This window comes from Arthrobacter liuii (genome assembly GCF_014639275.1).
Classification (GTDB): Bacteria; Actinomycetota; Actinomycetes; order Actinomycetales; family Micrococcaceae; genus Arthrobacter; species Arthrobacter liuii.
In genome coordinates, this window is the sequence record NZ_BMFW01000003.1 from 64,051 (window position 1) to 82,450 (window position 18,400).

The following is an 18,400-nucleotide window of genomic DNA, read 5'->3' on the forward strand; positions in this document are numbered from 1 at the left end:
CCGGGGCGGCATGCCGCGGCCTGCGGGATGGCATGTTGGGGTCGCTAAAGCACTGACGGGTCGAGCTGTTGTGCAAGGAATTGGAGCATGAAGTGGTCGTCGTCAGGCCCTCCGGCTTCATGTCCGTTAAAGGGCCAAACCTGGATTTCCTTTTCGCCACCGTAGGCGTTGTAGGCGGCGAAAACGGTCGAAGGCGGGGTGATCGGATCCATCAGCGCAACGGAGAAGTATGCGGGCTGCCTTGACCGTGTGGCGAAGTTGACACCGTCGAAATAAGTGAGGGTGTTGGCGACTGTATCGATGTCTTGGCGGTGGGTGGACAGATAATCCGCGATCTCCCGGAAGGGATAGGCGTCCGTTATGACTGTGGCCCGTGGGAAATCGCACAGGAAGGGGACAGTCACGGCCAGTGCTGAGATATCCGGGACGAGAGCGCCCACTGCCAGGGCGATTGCTCCTCCCTGGCTGCCTCCGGTGACGGCGACGCGGCCAGGATCGATCCAGGGGAGGGTACGGACGGCATCCACTGCCCGGACTCCGTCAGTGATAAGGCGGCGGTAGTAGTAGGTCTCCTTGTTGGTGATTCCCTTCGTCATAACTCCCGGGACCTGCGGGCCTGAGGCTCCCGGGTCGGGTGTGTCCCCGACAGACCACCCGGATCCTTGGCCCCTGGTGTCCATCTGAAGGTGGGCAAATCCCGCAGAGGCCCAGAAAAGGTTCTCCCAGGGACGCCCCCGGCCGCCGCCATAGCCCACGTACTGGACTACCGCGGGCAATGGCCGGCGCGGGTTCTTCGGGGTTCGCAGCCAGGCCTTGATGGGGTCGCCTCCGAAGCCGGGGAAGGTGATGTCATAAACATCGACCGTCGCCAGGCCCGCCGGAACCCGTTCGATGACGACTTCACCCCCGGCCCCGCGGGCTTCCAGCAGGGTCTGCTCCCAGAATGCGTCGAAGTCCTCTCTGCAAAGTTGGGAACTCTTATAGGTTCGAAGTTCCGTTTCGGGCAGGTCGTTGTACATATGCAGCGCTCTTTCGGGAAGGGAGTGGCGGGGCTGTTTGAGGGACCGGACTGCCGTGCCCTGGGGCTACGCCACTGAAGCGGGTGCGGGGACTTCGACAGTGTGCCGGGCCAACCGGCTGTCATCGGCCGTGACGGCATGTTCGCGACCCGTGATGGTGAACGCCGCCGTGGTTTCGCGGTGGGCGCAGGAAGGACCTACCCACAGCTCAATGTCGCCCGGCTCCACGATGCGGACACCCTGCCGGCCCGTGAAGGCGAGGCGGGCAGTCGGGACGTCGAACGTCACCAGTCCGCTTTCACCCGGCTCCAGCGATATCCGCGCGTAGGCAAGGAGCTGTGCGACAGGTCGGGTGACGCTGGCGTAGACATCACGCGCGTAGAGCTGAACCAGATCCGTGCCTGCGCGTTCACCGGTGTTTCGGACGGTGACGGCGGCGGAAAAGGCTTCACCGGCGGACACTGTATCCGCCACCTCAAGCCCGGCGTGCTCGAACGTCGTATATGTGAGGCCGTGCCCGAAAGGGAGCACAGGTGTGCTGTCGGCGCTGGTAACCCCGGACGGGCCCCCAAGAACCGGGTGCAGGTAAGAGAACGGTTGCGAGCCCGCGGACCGCGGCAGGGAGACCGGCAGATGCCCGGATGGCGCTGCCTGCCCCGAAAGCACGGCGGCTACGGCAGGACCGCCTTCTTCTCCCGGAAAGAAAGCCTGGAGAACTGCTGCTGGGGCGTCGGGGCCCTGGACCGCCCAGCCGAGCGCGTACGGCCGACCGGAGAGTACGACCACGACTGTAGGTGTGCCTGTGCGGACCACAGCCTCCACCAGTTCACGTTGGACCCCTGGCAGCTCCAGGCTCTCCACGTCGTTTCCCTCTCCCACAGTTCCGCGGCCAAACAGCCCTGCCCGGTCACCGACGACGACGATCGCAACGTCCGCCGCGGCCGCGATCTTCGCAGCCCCAGGGATGCCGGAACGGTCATCGCCTTCCACGTCGCAGCCTTGGGCAGCAGTTGTTGTGGCCCCGGGAAATTCCTCCCGCACCGCGTCCAGGATTGACGTGATCTCGAACCCGAGCGGCACGTCCGGGTGGTGCGCCAACACGTGGTTTGCGAACGAATAGCAGCCCATCAGCGCCTCCGGCGCGCCGGCGTTTGGACCCAAAACGGCGATCCGTCCTGGCTGGTGGTGAAGTGGAAGCGTCCCGTCGTTGGTCAGCAAGACGAGTGATTCCTGAGCCAGCCGCAACGCGAGTTCACGGTGCCGGGGGCTGTCGAGGTCAACGTGGACGGGTGGCGAGTCGAACGTCTCATCGAGCAGGCCCAGCTCCTCTTTCTGGGCCAGCACACGCAGCACGGCCCGGTCCACCAGCGCCTCGTCTGTGACGCCGGCGCGGATACGTTCCGCGAGGGGGGCGGTGAATGCGTCCCCGGTAGGCAACTCCACGTCGATGCCGGCCTGCAGTGCCAGCTCGGCGGCCTCACCCCGGTCCGCAGCCACCCTGTGCATGGTTTGCAGGAACGCGACGGAGAAGTAATCGGAAACGACCGTGCCGTCGAAATTCCATTCGTCGCGGAGGATACTGCTCAGGTATTCAGGGCCCGCGGCTACTGGCACGCCGTCGATTTCCGCGTAGGAATTCATCACGGAGCGTACATTTCCGTCACGTACCGCCATTTCGAACGGTGGGAGCAGTACGTCCCGAAGCTCGCGGGCGCCCAAGTGCACGGGAGCGTGGTTGCGGCCTGCCTGTGATGCCGAGTAACCGACGAAGTGCTTGAGCGTGGCGTGTACGCCGGCGGACTGGAGGCCCCGCACGTAAGCGGTGCCGATGGTGCCCACTACATATGGGTCCTCGGAGATGCACTCGTCCACGCGGCCCCACCGCGGGTCGCGGATTACATCCAACACCGGGGCCAGGCCCTGGTGGATGCCAAGCTCCCGCATTGAAGCGCCGATAGCGGCGCCCAACTCCCCAATAAGTTCAGGGTTGAACGCGGCGCCCCAGGCAAGCGGGGTGGGAAAAGTGGAGGCTTTCCAGGCCGCCAGCCCAGTAAGGCACTCCTCGTGCACAAGGGCCGGGATGCCGAGACGGGTTTGTTCACGAAGCCGGCGCTGCTCCGACCACAGCCACCGGGCACGTTCAAGGGGCTCAACCGGGCGGGTGCCGTAAACCCTCGTGAGGTGGCCGATGCCCTCGGCAGTCGCATCTGCGTAGCTCGGAATGGCAGCGAACTCGCCGTCAAGGGGGGCCACCTTGTCCTCAGACTTGTCCACCCAGTAACCGACCAATTGTGCCAGCTTCTCCGTGAGGGTCATTTCGGCATGCAGTTGGCCGACCCGTTCCGAGACCGGCGGGAAGATGGGGTGGTTGCCAGGAACGCTCATGTTTCTCATTTCCTTAAATTTGCCGCCGTCAGCCCTTGACGGCACCGGTAAGTCCTCCGACGATCCGACGTTCAAACAAGCTGAAAAACACCAGCGCAGGGATCATGGAGAGGGACGTAAAGGCGAGGACCTGTGCAGTGTCCGTTGAATACTGCGACGAGAACGCCTGCACGCCGAGCGGGAGGGTGAAGGCGGCTTCCTTGTTCAGGATGAACAGCGGCAGCAGGTAGCTGTTCCAGCTGCCGATGAAGACCAGGATGCCGGTAGTGATCACACCCGGGAGCGAGAGCCGCAGCACCATCCGAAAGAAGAATCCGAGGCGGCTACAGCCGTCAATGAAGGCCGATTCTTGTATTTCGTCCGGGATGGCACGCAGGAAGGGCACCAGTATGATGATCGTCGTTGGCAATGCGAACGCGATCTGCGGGAGAATGACGCCCGCCAGCGAATTCATCAGGCCGAGATTGCGGACCACTATGTAGAGCGGTGTAATGGCGACCGTGATGGGGAACATCAAGCCGGCCGCGAAGAGCGAGTAAAGCGCCCCCCGCCCTCGGAACTGATATCGCGCAAGCACGTAGCTCGCCATGAGGCCCAAGCCGACGGCGCCCAAGGTGGTTACTGCCCCAACGATGGTGGAGTTCAGTACTTGCCGCCAGAAGATGCCCCCGCCGATAACGGTGAGGTAGTTGCCAACGTTCCAGGGATCCGGGAGCCCAGCCGGGTCCGTCGTGATCTGCGCATTCGTGCGAAACCCACCCAAAATGATGTATGCGATCGGTGCCAACATCAGCGCAATGACGATAAGGGCCACGAAATACACGACGGGGGAGCCCCAGGGCAGGCTTTGGTGCTCTGTCCGGCGGGGCCGCCGGGCAACGGTGGGGGCGGTCATCGCGCCTTCCTTTCTGTAAGGGCACCTGCGGTATCACGGCGCAGCACGAACCGCTGGTACACCAAGGCGACGACGAGGGAGATGATGAAGATTACGACGGCGACAGCGTTGCCGTAGCCGTAGTTTCCGGCGTTTCGGCCGTTTGTCACCATGTAGCTCGCCATGGTGGACGTTCCGGCAGTGGACGAAACGTACTGGCCCCAAATGATGTAGACGAGGTCAAACAGCTGCAGTGCACCAATGACTGACAGGAACGCCCAGATGCGCAGCGTCGGACCTAGGAGCGGCAGGGTAATGCGCCGCTGGATTTGCCAGTAGGACGCCCCGTCGAGGGCGGCAGCTTCGTAAAGCTCCTCCGGGATGCCCTGCAGACCAGCAAGAAACAGGATGACCGCGAAGCCGATGTACTTCCAGGTCAGGATGGCCATCAGGGTCCAGATGGCGACGCTGGGATCCGCCAGCCAGTCGTGGGCCAGGTCGCCGAGCCCCAGGTTCCGAAGCCAGCCGTTGAGCGCGCCGTTGTTCTGGAGCATCAGGCTCCATCCCGTACCCACGACGACCTCTGAGATGACGTAGGGCACGAAGATCAGGACACGGATGACGGATTGGCCACGCATTCTGCGGTTCAGCAGCAGCGCCAACAGGATCGCTGCCGGCCCCTGAAGGACGAGCGACGCCACGAGGATAAAGGCGTTATGGGACAAGGCCTGCAAAAATGCCGGGTCCTGCAGGATAACCATGTAGTTCTGCAGTCCAACGAAGTTGGTGGGTGGCCCGTACCCGTTCCAGCGGTAAAAGCCGTAATACGCTGCCATAACGACAGGAAGGATCACGAAGGCCACGAAGAAGACAGTCGCTGGTCCTGCCAGGATTGCGATCTCCAACGGCCCAGACCAAGCGATGCGGCGGCGCTGCCCCGATGGGAGCGACGCGCCGGCGACGCTCCCATCGTGCTGCGCGAGATCCGCCGTCGACACACGCTCGGTCGAGGTTGTCTCGGGGGCGTTGCTCACGGATCTTCCTCTTAGCCCTTCTTGGCGGCGTCGTTCGCCGTCTGGATAAGCTTTTGCGGGTCGCTCTTGCCCGCAAGCATGTCGACAACGGCGACATTAAGCGCGTTGCCTATGTTCTGGCCGAGGATCGTGTCGAGCCACTGCGAGACATACGGAGCCGCGTTGTAGGCCTTGAGGATTTCCTGCAGGTACGGCTCGGTAACCGACTTCTGCGCCTCGGAGTTTACGGGGGGTGCATTGAAGGCCTTGTAGTAGGCAACCTGCTGCGGGGTGCTCGCGATGAAGTTGAGGAAGTCAGCGCATTCCTTGGGCGCGTTGACGGAGCATGAGAATCCGTCGACACCACCCATGATCGCGGCCGGGTCGCCCTTTCCGCCGGGAACCGCCGGGAATGGATACCAAGAAAGGTCTGCGAGCGGTTTCTTGTCCGGGGTGAGTGAAGCGATCACGCCGGGATCCCAAGCACCCATGAGTTCCATCGCGGCCTTGTGGTTGGCAACGAGCCCGGCTGAGCTGCCAGCGCCCTGCTGCGCGGAGGTGGTGAGGAATCCGTCGTTAAACGGCTTCTTGTCGGCGAAGCCCTGCAGGTCCTGCGCAGCCTTCAGCCAGCAAGGGTCGGAGAAGTCTTTGGAGTCGGCTGTCTTCTGCATTGTCCCGGCATCGCACTCGCGAAGTGCGAACCAGTAAAACCACATCGCCGCAGGCCACGCATCCTTGGCGCCAAGTGCAACCGGGGCAACGCCGGATGCCTTCAGTTTCTCGACATCGGATTGGAGGTCGCTGATCGTGGCGGGAGCGTTGGTGATGTTAGCAGTCTTGAAAATATCCTGGCTGTAGAAAAGGCCCCCGGGAAGTACCGCGATGGGCATTGCCCAAACTTTGTCCTGGTAGGTCTCCGCCTTAAAGGATCCAGACGAAATCACTTTCTTCGTCTCAGGCGAAACCTTGTCAGTCAGGTCCATCAGCTGTCCGGCCTGGACCATCGCCGTCATCTTGCCGCCGCCCCGTTGCATGAAAATGTCGGGGGCGTCACCGGAGTTGAGCGCAGTTTGCAGCTTGCCGTCGAGGTCCTCATTCTGGATGGCCTGGACATTGATGGTGACGTTCGGGTTCGCTTTTTCGAAGTCTGCGACTGCCGTCTTCCAGAACTCCAGGCCGGGGCCCGTCGTCGAATTCTCCCAAAGTGTCATGGACACCTTGCCGTCGGAGGAATTGCCGGAGGGACCGCCGCAGGCGCTGAGGGCTATCGAGCCCAGGGCCAGAATGGCCGCCCCTCTCAGGAGTTTCGTGGCTTTCATCTAATTCCATCCTGTTCTCTTCGTTGAGCCGTCCATCAGACGCGCTTAGGAGGCAAGCTCGTTCCCCGGCAGGGCATAAGTGAAATCACTGGTTCGGCCGGGTTTGGCTTGAAAAAGTGATCCGGAGCAGTCCGGATCGACTAAAGCCTCCCAACGACCTGTCGGGGCGTCAAACGTTTTCGAAAACATTTTCCATGCGTAGAATCAGGGCTCGTGAGAAAACGTGCAACCATCGTCGACGTAGCCGAAGCTGCGGGCGTTTCAGTTTCTACCGTGTCCAAAGCGGTTAATGGGCGTTATGGCATTGCGGTGGAAACCGTTGAACGAATACTTCAAATCGCCCGGGACCTCGGCTACGAGTCAAGCCTGGTTGCAAGCAGCATGCGTTCGCGGAAGACCGGCGTCATTGGGGTGCTTGTGGCAGGCTTCGAACCCTTCAGCGCGGAGATCCTGAAGGGCGTGGGCTCCGCCCTCAGTGGTTCCCGGTATGACCTCCTGGCTTACAGTGGGTCAAGCCAGCTCTCTTCAGAGGGTTGGGAACGGCGTTCGCTCAGCCGCCTGAGTGGCACCCTCATCGACGGCGCGATCATGGTGACGCCCACGGTGGTAAATGTCACCGCGGATGTGCCGATTGTGGCCGTTGACCCGCACACTGGTCGCGCCGACCTCCCCACTGTGGAATCGGACAACCTTGGCGGCGCCCGCGATGCGACCAGGTTCCTGATCGGCCTGGGCCACCGGCGGATCGGCTTCGTCGCGGGCCGCCCTGACCTTCGCTCCGCCATTGCGAGGGAAGCTGGATACCGCCGGGCTCTATCCGAGGCCGGGCTTCCCTTCGACCAGGCCCTCGTGGAAGTCGGCAATTACGACCCGGAATGGGCCCGGAAAGCAGCGCACCGTCTCCTCGCCAGGGCCGACCGCCCGACCGCCGTCTTCGCCGCCAATGACCTGTCCGCAATAGTTGTCATCGCGGTGGCGCGGGAGCTGGGAATATCGGTGCCGGCCGAGCTTTCGGTGGTGGGCTTTGATGACATACCAGAAGCAGCGCGCCATGTTTTGCCGCTGACAACGGTGCACCAGCCCATGAGCCGCATGGGGGCTTCCGCAGCTGCACTCGTGGTTGCGCTCATGAATGGCGAGGCTCCCGAAATGACCCAGCTCAAGATGCCGACAAGATTAATCAGCCGGGCGACAACCGCTCCACCCGCCGGTCTCAAATGAAGCGCCTGTCTCCGGATAGGGTGTTGCCTGTGCGTGCCACCGGCTGCAGCCCGACGGAACGGTCGGCAGCGGAACGGCAGGAACCAGGACTGCGAAGGAGCTCCAATGGGTGATGGGCTGACGAACGGCCTCCTGGAGTGCCTCCACACGGGCTCGATATGGGCCGAGGGTCCCCTGTGGGTCCCGTCGTCGCAGACAGTGCGGTGGAGCGACATCCCGAATGACCGCATCCTTGAGTTCAACCCGGCCACCGGGAGCACCCGGGAGTACGCAGCCGGTGTCGAATACACCAACGGCCGCACCCTCGACGCCGACGGCAGCGTGGTGCAGTGCAGCCACGGCCGGCGCCAGGTGGAGCGGGATACCGCGGGGACCGTAACGGGCCTGGTCGACTCCTTCGAGGGCCACCGGCTGAACTCGCCCAACGACGTTGTCGTGGCCCGCGACTCCAGCATCTGGTTCACGGACCCGCCGTACGGCATTCTTCCGGGGACAAGGGAAGGGCACGAGGGCGAGCAGGAGTACGGCGGCTGCAACGTCTTCCGCTTCGAGCCGGCCACCGGAAGACTCACTGCCGTCATCACAGACCTGGTGCACCCCAACGGGCTGGCCTTCTCGCCTGACGAGTCTGTCCTCTACGTTGCGGACACCGCCGGCTCCGGGTACGGCGTCCCGTTGCGGATCGCCACCTACAGTGTGCACCAGGGCTCCTGTGGTCCCCGGACCGGCACCCTGGAGCTGGAGGACGGCTACCCGGCTGACGGCTTGAGGGTCGACGTCGAGGGCAGGATCTGGACTTCTGCCGGTCCCTCCATCCGGATCTACTCATCGTCCTTCGAACTCCTGCACACCATCGCAGTGCCCGAGACCGTTTCGAACCTGTGCTTTGGCGGGCCCGACGGCCGGGACCTCTACCTCACCGCAACCACCAGCCTGTACCGGATCGGCACCACCACCACAGACGCTGCCGCCCGAAACCTAACGCCCAAACACAACTGATCGCGAGGACACACTATGCAGTACAGAACCCTGGGCCACAGCGGCACCGTGGTCACCAGCTACGCGCTGGGGACCATGACATTCGGCGCGGAAGCGACGGAGGAAGCTTCCCATGGCATCCTGGACAGCTACTTCGAAGCGGGCGGCAACTTCATCGACACCGCCGACGTCTACAGCTCGGGAGTCTCGGAAGAAATCATCGGCAGCTGGCTGGCCAAGCGGCCCGACCTAAGGGATAGGGCTGTGATCGCCACCAAGGCGCGCTTCCCCATGGGGACGGCACCGAACGACGTCGGGACGTCCCGGCGACGCTTGACCCGCGCCCTTGATGATTCCCTCCGCCGCTTGGGCGTGGAGCAGATCGACCTCTACCAGATGCATGCGTGGGACCCCATCACCCCCTTGGAGGAAACCCTCCGCTTCCTGGACGACGCCGTGAGCCGGGGCAAAATCGCCTACTACGGCTTTTCGAATTTCCTGGGCTGGCAACTCACCAAGGCTGTCCAGGTTGCAAGCAGCCAGGGATGGAACCCGCCCGTCAGCCTGCAGCCCCAATACAGCCTCCTGGTCCGGGAGATCGAATTCGAGATCGTTCCGGCGGCGCTGGACGCCGGAATCGGCCTGCTGCCGTGGTCGCCTTTGGGCGGCGGCTGGTTGTCCGGCAAGTACAAGCGGGACCAGCGCCCTTCCGGTGCAACGCGGCTGGGGGAGAACCCCGAACGCGGCATGGAGGCCTGGAAAGCGCGCAATGACAACCCCCGGACGTGGACGGTTATCGACGCCGTGGAAGAGATTGCCGCCGCCCATGGCGTGAGCCCCTCCCAGGTAGCCCTGGCCTGGCTGGCCGACAGGCCCGCGGTGACGTCGGTGATCCTGGGGGCCAGGACCACGGAGCAGCTCGCTGACAACCTCGCCGCCGCGGAACTGCAGCTCAGCGCCGACGAAGTCGAGAGGCTCACCAAAGCGAGCCAGCCCGACACGGGGGTTTATCCCTACGGTCCAATGGCCCAGCAGCAGCGCAGCCGCAAAATGGAGGGCGGGCGGTAGCTCCACCGGGGGCGGGGCCGCGGCCTACTCTGGATGCTTCAACACCTCCGGGAGTTTATCCACATACACCGTTTGTGGCGGCTCGAAGTAGATCACCAGCACTTCAGCGCCTACCGGAAATTCACTGCTCTTGTCGAACGGATGGGCGTGGAAGGCCATGGTGCCGCCCAGGTAGGGCAGCATGACTTCGCCGATGGTGCCCGGGCCGATGCGCCCTGTCACCCGGCCAATCTTTCCGGTCAGGCTCCGGTCAACGTCCCTGTGCATCCGCTGTTCCTACGCTCCCGGAGCCGTGGTCGGACGCTTGGCGTCTTCGCCCTTCCGAAGCGCGGACGCGAGGGCCGGCAGGTAGTCGCCTGCCTGTGCCAGGATTCCGCCGAGCATCTTGTTGACGCCCTCGCCGCCGTTCAGGACGGTCATCTGGCCCACGTGGGAGAACGGCTCGGCCGCCGCGGCGATGATGGCGGGCATGTTCTCGGCAAGCTGCTGGGATATGACCGCGTCCTGGTTGGTGCCCAGCGCTTCTGCCCTGGCCTTGATGCCGTCCGCCTCTGCCAGTGCCTTGGCTTTGATCGCGGACGCCGCAGCATCACCTTTTGCCCTGGTCGCGGCGGCTTCGGCCTCGCCCGTGACCTTGGTGGCTCCGGCCGCCGCCGCCGCGGCCGTGGCATTTGCCTGGGCCTGGAGTTCCGTCCGGCGGCCGTTGGCCTGGGCCTCAAGTTCGGTGCGGCGGGCCAGTGCCTCGGCGGCGCTGATGTCCGCAGCCTTCTGGCCCTCCGCGTCCGTGCGTTTTGCGTAAGCCTTCGCGTCGGCAGGTTTCCGGATACTCGTCTGCAGTTTCTGCTCTTCCCGGTCCGCTTCGAGCTTGGCAACTTCGGTTTCCTGGACCACCACCTGCTGCCGCGCCGTGGCGTCGGCCAGCGGCCCGGCCTGGGCCGCGTTGGCCTTGGCACGTTCGGCGTTGGCCTGCGCCACCGACTGCCGGATCGCCGAAACGCTCTGCGCGTCCGCGATCATGGCCGCCGCTTCCGCCTCCTTTTCCGCAGCTTCCCGGTTACGGGTGGCCTCGGCGATCCGGGCCTCCATCTTCACTTGGGCAATATGCGGCTTCGCGATGTTCTGGATGTACCCGGTGGGGTCCTGCAGGTCTTTGATCTGCAGCGAATCCACCACCAGGCCCAGCTTCTCCATCTCCACGCCGCTGGCGCTGCGGACCTGCGAAGCGAGTTTGTCCCGCTCGCGGATGATCTCCTCCACAGTCATGCTGCCGATGATGGAGCGCAGGTGGCCCTCGAAGACGTTATATACCTGGCTTTCCATTTTTGGCTGCTGGCCCAGGAAGCGGCGGGCCGCGTTCGCGATAAAGGGCGGCGCGTCGCCAATCTTGTAAATGACCACGCCCTCCACAATTACCTGGATGCCCTGTGAAGTAACGCAGGAAACCTTGAGCTCGGTTTCATTCAATGTCAGCGAAAGGGGTCGCACTGTCTGAAGGCCGGGAAGGACCAGGGCGCCCTTGCCGGTGACAATCTTGAAATCCATTCCTTCCCGGGTTTCAAGGGTTCCCCGAGTCAGTCCCGAGATGATCAGGGCCTCGTTTGGTTCAGCCACCTTCCACATCAGCTTTGTTGCCACCCAGATAAAGCCAATGGCAAAAAGCACCCCCAAAATAATGGCGATAAGCGGGAAGAATGGTGCGAAGTCCGGCATAACCAGGTCCTTTCAATGCCACTGGCGGGCATCACGGTAAAGCCCCAATAATTGCAGCGGTCCATTTGCCAGATCAATGAAAGTGGCGTCAATTCCGGTTCGCGTGGCCAGCTGTTGTAGACAGTCTGGTTGTGCCCTGCCCCAGAGTCCAGAGCCGGGCCGATATTTGCCTGCGGCAACGGAAAAAGGCATCCGACGGCGGCACTTGGCGGCCGTCGTCAGGTTCGGGTCAGAACAGCCGGACGTTGTCAGGAAGGAAGATTTTTCCCCATATAGCCGAGGGCGGCGCTGGCCGCCCTCGCCGCATCCGCCACCGCCGGGCCCAGTCGCCCCACGTCGTCCGGGCCAACGCGCTGGGTGGGAAAACCCACGCCCAGGACTGCGGCGAGGCGCCCGGCGTGATTGAAGACCGGAGCGCTGATCGAGCCGACGTCTGAATTCCGCTCGCCGAAGGCTGCATAAAAGCCGGCGGCCCTCGCGTTGCTGACTTGGGTGTCGAGTTTCTCCCAGGTATCGGGCGTCGCGGAGGTGTAGCGGGTCAGTTCCGCGGCCTCGATTGCCTGGCGGGCTTCGGGGTCGAAGGCAAGGAAAATTTTTCCCGGGGCCCCGGCATGAATTGGCATGACCTGCCCAACGAGGAAGGGCCGCATCACCACATGGCGGGTTTCGGCCACCGCAACCACCGTGCGGTAAGCCCCGTCCCGCATGTACAGGCAGGCTGTCTCTCCGGTGCTGTCGCGCAGTTCCTGAACGTATGGATGGACCAGGCGGACCACATCGAGCCCGAATGTGCCAGGGGTGGCCCACTGGACGAGGCGCAGCCCGATCCGGTAGCGGTCTCCGTCGCGGTCAAGGAACCCTTCCCGCACCATGTTCTGCACCAGTCGCTGGCACGTACTCGACGGGAGGCCGGTCTCCCGGACGATCTGCTGGAGAGTTGGCTCGGGGAACTCAACGGAGAAGCAGTTCAGAATCTCGCTGACTTTGCGCAGCACCAGAAGGGGCTGCGCGGATCCGCTGCTTCGCTCTGCCGCCAACGTCTATGTCCCTTGTCTTTTCAGTGGTCCTAGGGGTGTGACTGGATATTCTATGGTGCCTGAGCGTGGAAGATAACCGTTGACATAGGCAACTGGGACCCGCAACATGGGTTGGAGAACCGCATTGCGGGTTCAGCCGCCTGACTTCACAGCCGCGGAATTCCGCTTGCTGAAGTCAAGCGGGCGTTCTGCTGCATCTGACCAATGGAGAGATGATGAGTATTCAAGGAGTCACCCGGGAGCAGGCCGTAAGACGGGCCACCGTGGCAAGTGTCGTGGGTACGACCATCGAGTGGTATGACTTCTTCCTTTACGGAACAGCCGCTGCCCTGGTGTTTCCCCAGCTGTTCTTCCCGGGCCAGGTAGCCTTCGCCGGTGTCCTGGCGGCATTCGGAACCCAGTTTGTCGGGTTTGTGGCCCGCCCAATCGGTGCAGCCATCTTTGGCCACTTCGGTGACCGGATCGGCCGTAAGACGACGCTCATGGCGACGCTTTTCCTCATGGCTTTTGGAACGGTGCTGATCGGGTGCCTCCCCACGTACCAAAGCATTGGGGTGGCCGCACCGGTGCTGCTGGTGGTTCTCCGCATCATCCAGGGCATCGGCGTGGGCGGCGAGTGGGGCGGTTCGGTCCTGCTGAGCATGGAATGGGGCGACCAGAACCGCCGCGGCCTGTCCGCTTCCTGGCCACAGATCGGGGTGCCGCTGGGACTGGTCCTGTCCACCGGCGTCGTCAGGATCACCACCGCCGCAACCGGTACTGACGGGTTTGCTGCCTACGGCTGGCGGATCCCCTTCATCCTGAGCATCGTCCTGATCGGGGTGGGCCTCTTCGTTCGGATGCGGGTCATCGAAAGCCCGGAGTTTGACGCCGTCCGGAAGTCCAACAAGGTGGTGGCCGCCCCGATCATCGAGGTGATCAAGCGGCAGCCCAAAGAGATCCTCCTTTCCGCCTTGGTCCGGACTTCGGAGCAGGCCCCGTTCTACCTGTTCATCACGTTCGTGATTACGTATGCCACCAAGCAGCTGAAGCTGGACAGCAACTCCATCCTCGACGACACGCTGATTGCGGCGGCGCTGGGGCTGATCAGCGTTCCCCTGTTCGGACGCCTTTCAGACCGTTTTGGCCGGCGCCGCGTCTACGGAACCGGCATAGTGCTCACCGCGCTGTTCGCGTTTCCCTACTTTGGGCTGCTGAACACGCGCGATGCCCTGTGGGTGGGCGTTGCCGTCGTGGTCAGCCTGATCCTGCACGACATCCAGTACGGCCCGCAGGCGGCACTGATCGCCGAGAGCTTCGACACCGACATCCGTTACACCGGCGCCGGGCTGGGCTATCAACTGGCGAGCGTGATTGCGGGCGGTCCCGCGCCGCTGATTGCGGCGGCATTGCTCGCGAACTACGGCAATTCGACGTCGATCTCGCTCTACATCATCCTCTGCTGTGTCATCGCCATGGCTGCCTTGATCCTCCTTCCCAGGGCCAAGGGAGCGCTGGCCAAGGACGCCGCTGCCGCCGCGACGCCACGAAACCTGTAGGACCGGATGCGAACGGACTTCGACCCTGAACGGCTGGGTCCGCGGGACTTCTACAAATTCCTCACGTCAGTGGTGGTTCCGCGCCCCATCGCCTGGGTTTCGAGTACGTCCCCGGCGGGGGTGGACAATCTTGCGCCCCACTCGTTTTTTACGGTTGCGTCGGTGGACCCTCCGATCATCCAGTTCACCTCCGTTGGTGAAAAGGATTCGCTGCGGAACATCGAGGCCACAGGGGAGTTCGTGGTGAACCTCGCTCCGGCAGCATTGATCCAGGAGGTCAACGCCACCGGCACCAATTTCAGCGCCGATGTCAGCGAATTCGATGCCGCCGGCCTGACCCGTGAGCCCAGTGCCTTGGTCCGTCCGCCCCGCGTCAAGGAGTCTCCCGCGGTTCTGGAGTGCTCGCTTCATCAGACCATGCGCGTAGGCGACTGCGTCCTGGTGTTCGGCCTGGTGGTGCACGGATCCGTCTCTTCCGAGGTGCTGAGGGGCAGCCACCCTGATGTAACCCGGCTCGATCCGCTGTCAAGGCTCGGCGGGGATGAGTGGGGCAGCCTTGGCCCCATCCACGACTTACCGCGGATCCGGGCATCGCAATGGCCGGGCGCCTTCAAACCGCGCAATACCACCGAAACGGTGCGGGACGCCCGTGCGGACAATTGACATCCGCAGCAGGCAGCAAGCGGGAAAGCCGGCGGGGCATGGGCACGGTAGGTGTTGAAGAAGCAGGGTCCGTTGCCACCCTTTCCTTTGGCACCGGGGAACGGCTCAACGCCCTCGGGCATGCCGACTGGCAGGAACTGGGGCGTGCCGTCAACAGGCTGGCAGCCCTGCCTTCCCTGCGTGCCGTAGTTGTGCGGGGCAGGGGAAACGTGTTCTGCTCCGGCTCTGACCTCCGCGAATGGGAGGATGTGACCGACACGGCGGAGATCAGCCGCACGTTCGAGGTCATCGAAGCCGCACTGCAGGCGCTCGAGGACGTGCCCGTTCCCACCGTGGCCGTCGTCGAGGGGGTCGCCGCCGGCGCGGGCTGCCAGCTGGCCCTCGCCTGCGACCTCCAGCTACTCACGCCCTCATCCCGCATCGGGATGCCTGTGGCACGCCTCGGACTGCTGGTTCCCGCCACCTTCGCCACCCGCATGGCACTGCGGATAGGCCCCTCCCGCAGCAAGGACCTCCTCTTCGGGGGACGCATGCTGTCTGCCGGCCAGGCGTGGGAGATGGGGCTGGTAACCACCCTCGCCGCCGACGACGACGCAGATGCGGCGCTCGACGCGATCCTGGACACCTGGAAAGGAGTCTCGGCGTCGTCCCTGAGGGCATCAAAGGCAGCGGTGGATGACGGCCTGCGCCTGCTCACTGAGGCCGGCCGCCGGGCGCCGCGGGGTCCGGCCGCGGATCCTGTTGAATTCCAAAGCCGGGTCCAACGCTTTCTCCATCGTCACCGAAGCAGGCCATAGCCGGCGCCGCATGCTGGGAACGCATTCCCCCCTCCCACGCCACGCGGATATGGGCAGGAGGGCCCGCCTCTACCGGTCCTTGCTTCCGGAACGTGCGTGGAGCGCTGCCGCGAGGTAGGGGGCGGTGCGGCTGTTGCGGGAACGCGCGACGGCGGCAGGGTCACCAGCGGCGACAATGGTGCCGCCGGCGTCACCGCCGGCGGGCCCCAGGTCCATCACCCAGTCGGCACCGGCAACCACGTCCATGGCGTGTTCCACCACGATCACCGTGTTGCCGGCGTCCACGAGGCGGTTGAGCTGCGCCATCAGGAGCTGGACGTCGGCCGGGTGCAGTCCCGTGGTGGGCTCATCCAGCAGGTACAGGGTGTGCCCGCGGCGGGCCCGTTGCAGTTCGGTGGCCAGCTTGATGCGCTGGGCTTCGCCGCCCGAAAGCTCGGTGGCAGGCTGGCCCAGCCGGAGGTAGCCCAGCCCCACTTCCTGGAGTGTCTGCAGGGAGCGGGCGGCAGCGGGAAGCCCGGCCAGGAAGCCGGCGGCGGCGTTGACCGTCATGCCCAGCACCTCCGCGATGTTCCTGCCCTGGTACGTGACCTTCATGGTTTCGGGGTTATAGCGCGAGCCGTGGCACTCAGGGCACGGGCCGTAGCTTCCGGGCAGGAAGAGCAGTTCCACGGCCACGAAGCCCTCTCCCTGGCAGGTCTCACACCGTCCACCGGCCACGTTGAAGGAAAAGCGCCCGGCGCCGAAACCGCGGGCCCTGGCAGCCTGGGTGGCGGCGAACTCCTTGCGGACGGCATCGAACAGTCCCGTGTAGGTGGCCAGGTTGGACCGCGGGGTCCGGCCGATCGGTTTCTGGTCCACTTTCACCAGGCGGTCGATCAGCTCCAGCCCGGCTATGTGCCCCACGCTCAGCGGTCCGCTGCCGTCCTCGACGTCTTCTTCCGGCTCTTCGGGTGCCGGCCCGGTGCCCGCCCCGGGACGCAGTGCGGCGCCGGCAACGTCGGCGAGGACCCGGCTGACCAGCGTGGACTTCCCGGAACCCGAGACACCTGTGACCGCTGTCAGGACGCCGAGTGGAAAGGACGCGTCCAGGTGCCGCAGATTGTGGCGGCTGACGTCCCGCAGTTCCAGCCACCTGGCCGCTTCCCGCGGCACACCCTTGGTGGTGGCAGCATCGGCGTCGACCTTTGTCGCTGGTGGGCCGCCGGGGAACAGGAACGGCCGCGTCACGGATCCAGCCACTGCCTCGAGGCCCTGCACGGGCCCGCTGTAGAGCACCTCCCCGCCGTCTTCGCCGGCCCGTGGGCCCACATCCACAAGCCAGTCCGCCCGCCGGACCATGTCCATGTTGTGCTCCACCACGAACACGGAATTTCCTGATGACTTGAGCTGGTCCAGGACGGCGAGGAGGGGTTCGGCGTCCGCGGGGTGCAGGCCGGCCGAGGGTTCGTCCAGCACGTAGATCACGCCAAACAGCCCTGACCGGAGCTGGGTGGCGATCCGGAGCCGCTGCATCTCCCCGGGCGAGAGCGTGGGCGTGGCCCGCCCCAGCGCCAGGTAGCCCAGCCCGAGTTCCAGCAGCACGTTGATGCGCTGCAGCAGGTCGCGGGTGATGGCTACGGCCACTTCGTTGGACTCGGATGACTGCTGTCGGGACGCGGTTCCCGCCGTGGCCAGGGTGGTGGTGGGGCGGATAATCTCCGCGAGCTCGGCCATGGGCACCGCATTGAGTCCGGAAATGGTGTGCCCGGCGAAGGTCACCGCGAGGGCTTCGGGCCGGAGCCCGGTTCCGCCGCACCGCGGGCATGGTCCGGTCTCCATGAAACGCAGCACCTTGTCCCGCATGGCGGGGCTTTTGGAATCGAGCAGCGTGTGCATCACATAGCTCCTGGCGCTCCAGAACCGGCCCTTGTACGGCTTGGCCACGCGGTCCCGCTGCGGCGTCACTTCCACGACGGGCTGCTCTTCGGTGAACAGGATCCAGTCCCGCTCCTTCCGGGGCAACTCCTGCCAGGGAACGTCCACGTTATAGCCCAGGTGGGTCAGGATGTCGCGCAGGTTCTTTCCCTGCCACGCCCCGGGCCACGCGGCGATCGCGCCGTCACGGATGCTCAGGGTGGCGTCCGGAACCAGCGACGCTTCGCTGACAGTGTGGGCCGTTCCCAGGCCATGGCATTCCGGGCAGGCACCTGCTGCAGTGTTGGGGGAGAAGGCATCCGAGTCCAGGGGCGCTGCGCCGGCCGGGTAGCTGCCGGCCCGGGAGAACAGCATGCGCAGTGAATTGGACAGCGTGGTGACGGTCCCCACCGTGGACCGGGACGTTGCCGTGCCCCGGCGCTGTTGGAGCGCGACGGCGGGCGGCAGCCCGCTGATCTGCTCCACCTTGGGGTTGTGGCCCTGCTGGATGAGGCGGCGTGCATAGGGCGCCACTGACTCGAAAAACCGGCGCTGGGCCTCCGCGTAGATAGTGCCGAAAGCCAGGGACGACTTGCCCGATCCGGAGACCCCGGTGAACGCCACAATCGCATCCCGGGGCACGTCCAGGTTGACATTCCGCAGGTTGTTTTCGCGGGCGCCGCGCACCCGGACGAAGCCGTCTTCGGTGTGGTCCAGCGTTGGGGCAGGAAGGTTCAGCCCGGTCAGTTCTTCAACGTTCTGTTTGGCATGCACCACTTCGACTGTAGTAGTCATCCCCTCCCGGCCGGAACTCCACGGGACCTGTCGGGACGGCGCAGACGGATTTACACTGAAGCATTCCGTGACGCTGGCAGGCTGGGAAGC

Annotated in this window: 15 protein-coding genes; 6 read left to right on the forward strand and 9 right to left on the reverse strand. The window is 64.4% G+C overall.

Going from position 1 to position 18,400, the window contains the following annotated elements:
* Window positions 1–44: 44 nt before the first annotated feature.
* The 5 genes from IEW19_RS04235 to IEW19_RS04255 all read right to left on the reverse strand — a co-directional run bounded on the left by IEW19_RS04235 (window position 45) and on the right by IEW19_RS04255 (window position 6,610).
* On the reverse strand, window positions 45–1,019 hold the full coding sequence (locus IEW19_RS04235) for an acetylxylan esterase (protein WP_188570444.1): 975 nt from the start codon (window positions 1,017–1,019) through the stop codon (window positions 45–47).
* Window positions 1,020–1,085: 66 nt separating this feature from the next.
* The gene (locus tag IEW19_RS04240; protein WP_188570445.1) at window positions 1,086–3,404 is read right to left on the reverse strand and encodes a beta-xylosidase/alpha-l-arabinosidase; all 2,319 of its coding nucleotides are present in this window, start codon (window positions 3,402–3,404) and stop codon (window positions 1,086–1,088) included.
* Window positions 3,405–3,432: 28 nt separating this feature from the next.
* Entirely contained in the window at window positions 3,433–4,299 is an 867-nt protein-coding gene (locus tag IEW19_RS04245) for a carbohydrate ABC transporter permease (RefSeq protein WP_188570446.1), read from the reverse strand.
* A complete protein-coding gene (locus IEW19_RS04250) occupies window positions 4,296–5,312 on the reverse strand; it encodes a carbohydrate ABC transporter permease (RefSeq protein ID WP_229748333.1) in 1,017 nt (338 codons plus the stop codon). Before IEW19_RS04250 ends, IEW19_RS04245 begins: the two co-directional genes overlap by 4 nt.
* Before the next feature lie 11 nt (window positions 5,313–5,323).
* Window positions 5,324–6,610: an ABC transporter substrate-binding protein gene (locus tag IEW19_RS04255; protein WP_188570447.1), complete on the reverse strand. Its 1,287-nt coding sequence runs from the start codon at window positions 6,608–6,610 to the stop codon at window positions 5,324–5,326.
* A gap of 213 nt (window positions 6,611–6,823) precedes the next feature.
* Between IEW19_RS04255 and IEW19_RS04260 the strand changes: the two genes are divergently transcribed.
* The 3 genes from IEW19_RS04260 to IEW19_RS04270 all read left to right on the forward strand — a co-directional run bounded on the left by IEW19_RS04260 (window position 6,824) and on the right by IEW19_RS04270 (window position 9,877).
* Window positions 6,824–7,831: a LacI family DNA-binding transcriptional regulator gene (locus IEW19_RS04260; protein ID WP_188570448.1), complete on the forward strand. Its 1,008-nt coding sequence runs from the start codon at window positions 6,824–6,826 to the stop codon at window positions 7,829–7,831.
* Between the two features lie 105 nt (window positions 7,832–7,936).
* Complete coding sequence (locus IEW19_RS04265; RefSeq protein WP_188570449.1) at window positions 7,937–8,830, forward strand: SMP-30/gluconolactonase/LRE family protein; 894 nt, start codon at window positions 7,937–7,939, stop codon at window positions 8,828–8,830.
* A 15-nt stretch (window positions 8,831–8,845) separates the two neighbouring features.
* Entirely contained in the window at window positions 8,846–9,877 is a 1,032-nt protein-coding gene (locus tag IEW19_RS04270; RefSeq protein WP_188570450.1) for an aldo/keto reductase, read from the forward strand.
* Between the two features lie 24 nt (window positions 9,878–9,901).
* On the opposite strand, the gene IEW19_RS04275 is transcribed toward IEW19_RS04270, so the two are convergent.
* The 3 genes from IEW19_RS04275 to IEW19_RS04285 all read right to left on the reverse strand — a co-directional run bounded on the left by IEW19_RS04275 (window position 9,902) and on the right by IEW19_RS04285 (window position 12,624).
* A complete protein-coding gene (locus IEW19_RS04275) occupies window positions 9,902–10,144 on the reverse strand; it encodes an NfeD C-terminal domain-containing protein (protein ID WP_188570451.1) in 243 nt (80 codons plus the stop codon).
* 9 nt (window positions 10,145–10,153) lie between these two features.
* Window positions 10,154–11,587 carry a flotillin family protein gene (locus tag IEW19_RS04280; protein WP_188570452.1) on the reverse strand — a complete coding sequence of 478 codons (1,434 nt, stop codon included), beginning with the start codon at window positions 11,585–11,587 and terminating at the stop codon, window positions 10,154–10,156.
* Window positions 11,588–11,835: 248 nt separating this feature from the next.
* Entirely contained in the window at window positions 11,836–12,624 is a 789-nt protein-coding gene (locus IEW19_RS04285; RefSeq protein WP_188570453.1) for an IclR family transcriptional regulator, read from the reverse strand.
* A 215-nt stretch (window positions 12,625–12,839) separates the two neighbouring features.
* Here IEW19_RS04285 and IEW19_RS04290 point away from each other — a divergent pair, with 215 nt between their 5' ends.
* The 3 genes from IEW19_RS04290 to IEW19_RS04300 are packed head-to-tail and all read left to right on the forward strand — an operon-like array spanning window position 12,840 to window position 15,622.
* Window positions 12,840–14,162, forward strand: coding sequence for an MFS transporter (locus IEW19_RS04290; protein ID WP_188570454.1), 1,323 nt, complete (start codon window positions 12,840–12,842; stop codon window positions 14,160–14,162).
* A gap of 6 nt (window positions 14,163–14,168) precedes the next feature.
* Complete coding sequence (locus tag IEW19_RS04295) at window positions 14,169–14,825, forward strand: flavin reductase family protein (RefSeq protein ID WP_188570455.1); 657 nt, start codon at window positions 14,169–14,171, stop codon at window positions 14,823–14,825.
* 38 nt (window positions 14,826–14,863) lie between these two features.
* Window positions 14,864–15,622 (forward strand): enoyl-CoA hydratase/isomerase family protein, encoded by a 759-nt coding sequence (locus tag IEW19_RS04300; protein ID WP_188570456.1) that lies wholly within the window; start codon window positions 14,864–14,866, stop codon window positions 15,620–15,622.
* A gap of 69 nt (window positions 15,623–15,691) precedes the next feature.
* Here IEW19_RS04300 and IEW19_RS04305 read toward each other — a convergent pair whose 3' ends face one another.
* Window positions 15,692–18,310: an excinuclease ABC subunit UvrA gene (locus tag IEW19_RS04305; RefSeq protein ID WP_188570457.1), complete on the reverse strand. Its 2,619-nt coding sequence runs from the start codon at window positions 18,308–18,310 to the stop codon at window positions 15,692–15,694.
* Window positions 18,311–18,400 lie beyond the last annotated feature (90 nt).

Excerpts from the sequence above, each read along its gene's own strand:
- IEW19_RS04235 (WP_188570444.1), bottom strand. The coding sequence starts at position 1,019 with ATGTACAACGACCTGCCCGAAACGGAACTTCGAACCTATAAGAGTTCC.
- IEW19_RS04240 (WP_188570445.1), bottom strand. The coding sequence starts at position 3,404 with ATGAGCGTTCCTGGCAACCACCCCATCTTCCCGCCGGTCTCGGAACGG.
- IEW19_RS04245 (WP_188570446.1), bottom strand. The coding sequence starts at position 4,299 with ATGACCGCCCCCACCGTTGCCCGGCGGCCCCGCCGGACAGAGCACCAA.
- IEW19_RS04255 (WP_188570447.1), bottom strand. The coding sequence starts at position 6,610 with ATGAAAGCCACGAAACTCCTGAGAGGGGCGGCCATTCTGGCCCTGGGC.
- IEW19_RS04265 (WP_188570449.1), top strand. The coding sequence starts at position 7,937 with ATGGGTGATGGGCTGACGAACGGCCTCCTGGAGTGCCTCCACACGGGC.
- IEW19_RS04270 (WP_188570450.1), top strand. The coding sequence starts at position 8,846 with ATGCAGTACAGAACCCTGGGCCACAGCGGCACCGTGGTCACCAGCTAC.
- IEW19_RS04275 (WP_188570451.1), bottom strand. The coding sequence starts at position 10,144 with ATGCACAGGGACGTTGACCGGAGCCTGACCGGAAAGATTGGCCGGGTG.
- IEW19_RS04280 (WP_188570452.1), bottom strand. The coding sequence starts at position 11,587 with ATGCCGGACTTCGCACCATTCTTCCCGCTTATCGCCATTATTTTGGGG.
- IEW19_RS04290 (WP_188570454.1), top strand. The coding sequence starts at position 12,840 with ATGAGTATTCAAGGAGTCACCCGGGAGCAGGCCGTAAGACGGGCCACC.
- IEW19_RS04295 (WP_188570455.1), top strand. The coding sequence starts at position 14,169 with ATGCGAACGGACTTCGACCCTGAACGGCTGGGTCCGCGGGACTTCTAC.
- IEW19_RS04300 (WP_188570456.1), top strand. The coding sequence starts at position 14,864 with ATGGGCACGGTAGGTGTTGAAGAAGCAGGGTCCGTTGCCACCCTTTCC.
- IEW19_RS04305 (WP_188570457.1), bottom strand. The coding sequence starts at position 18,310 with ATGACTACTACAGTCGAAGTGGTGCATGCCAAACAGAACGTTGAAGAA.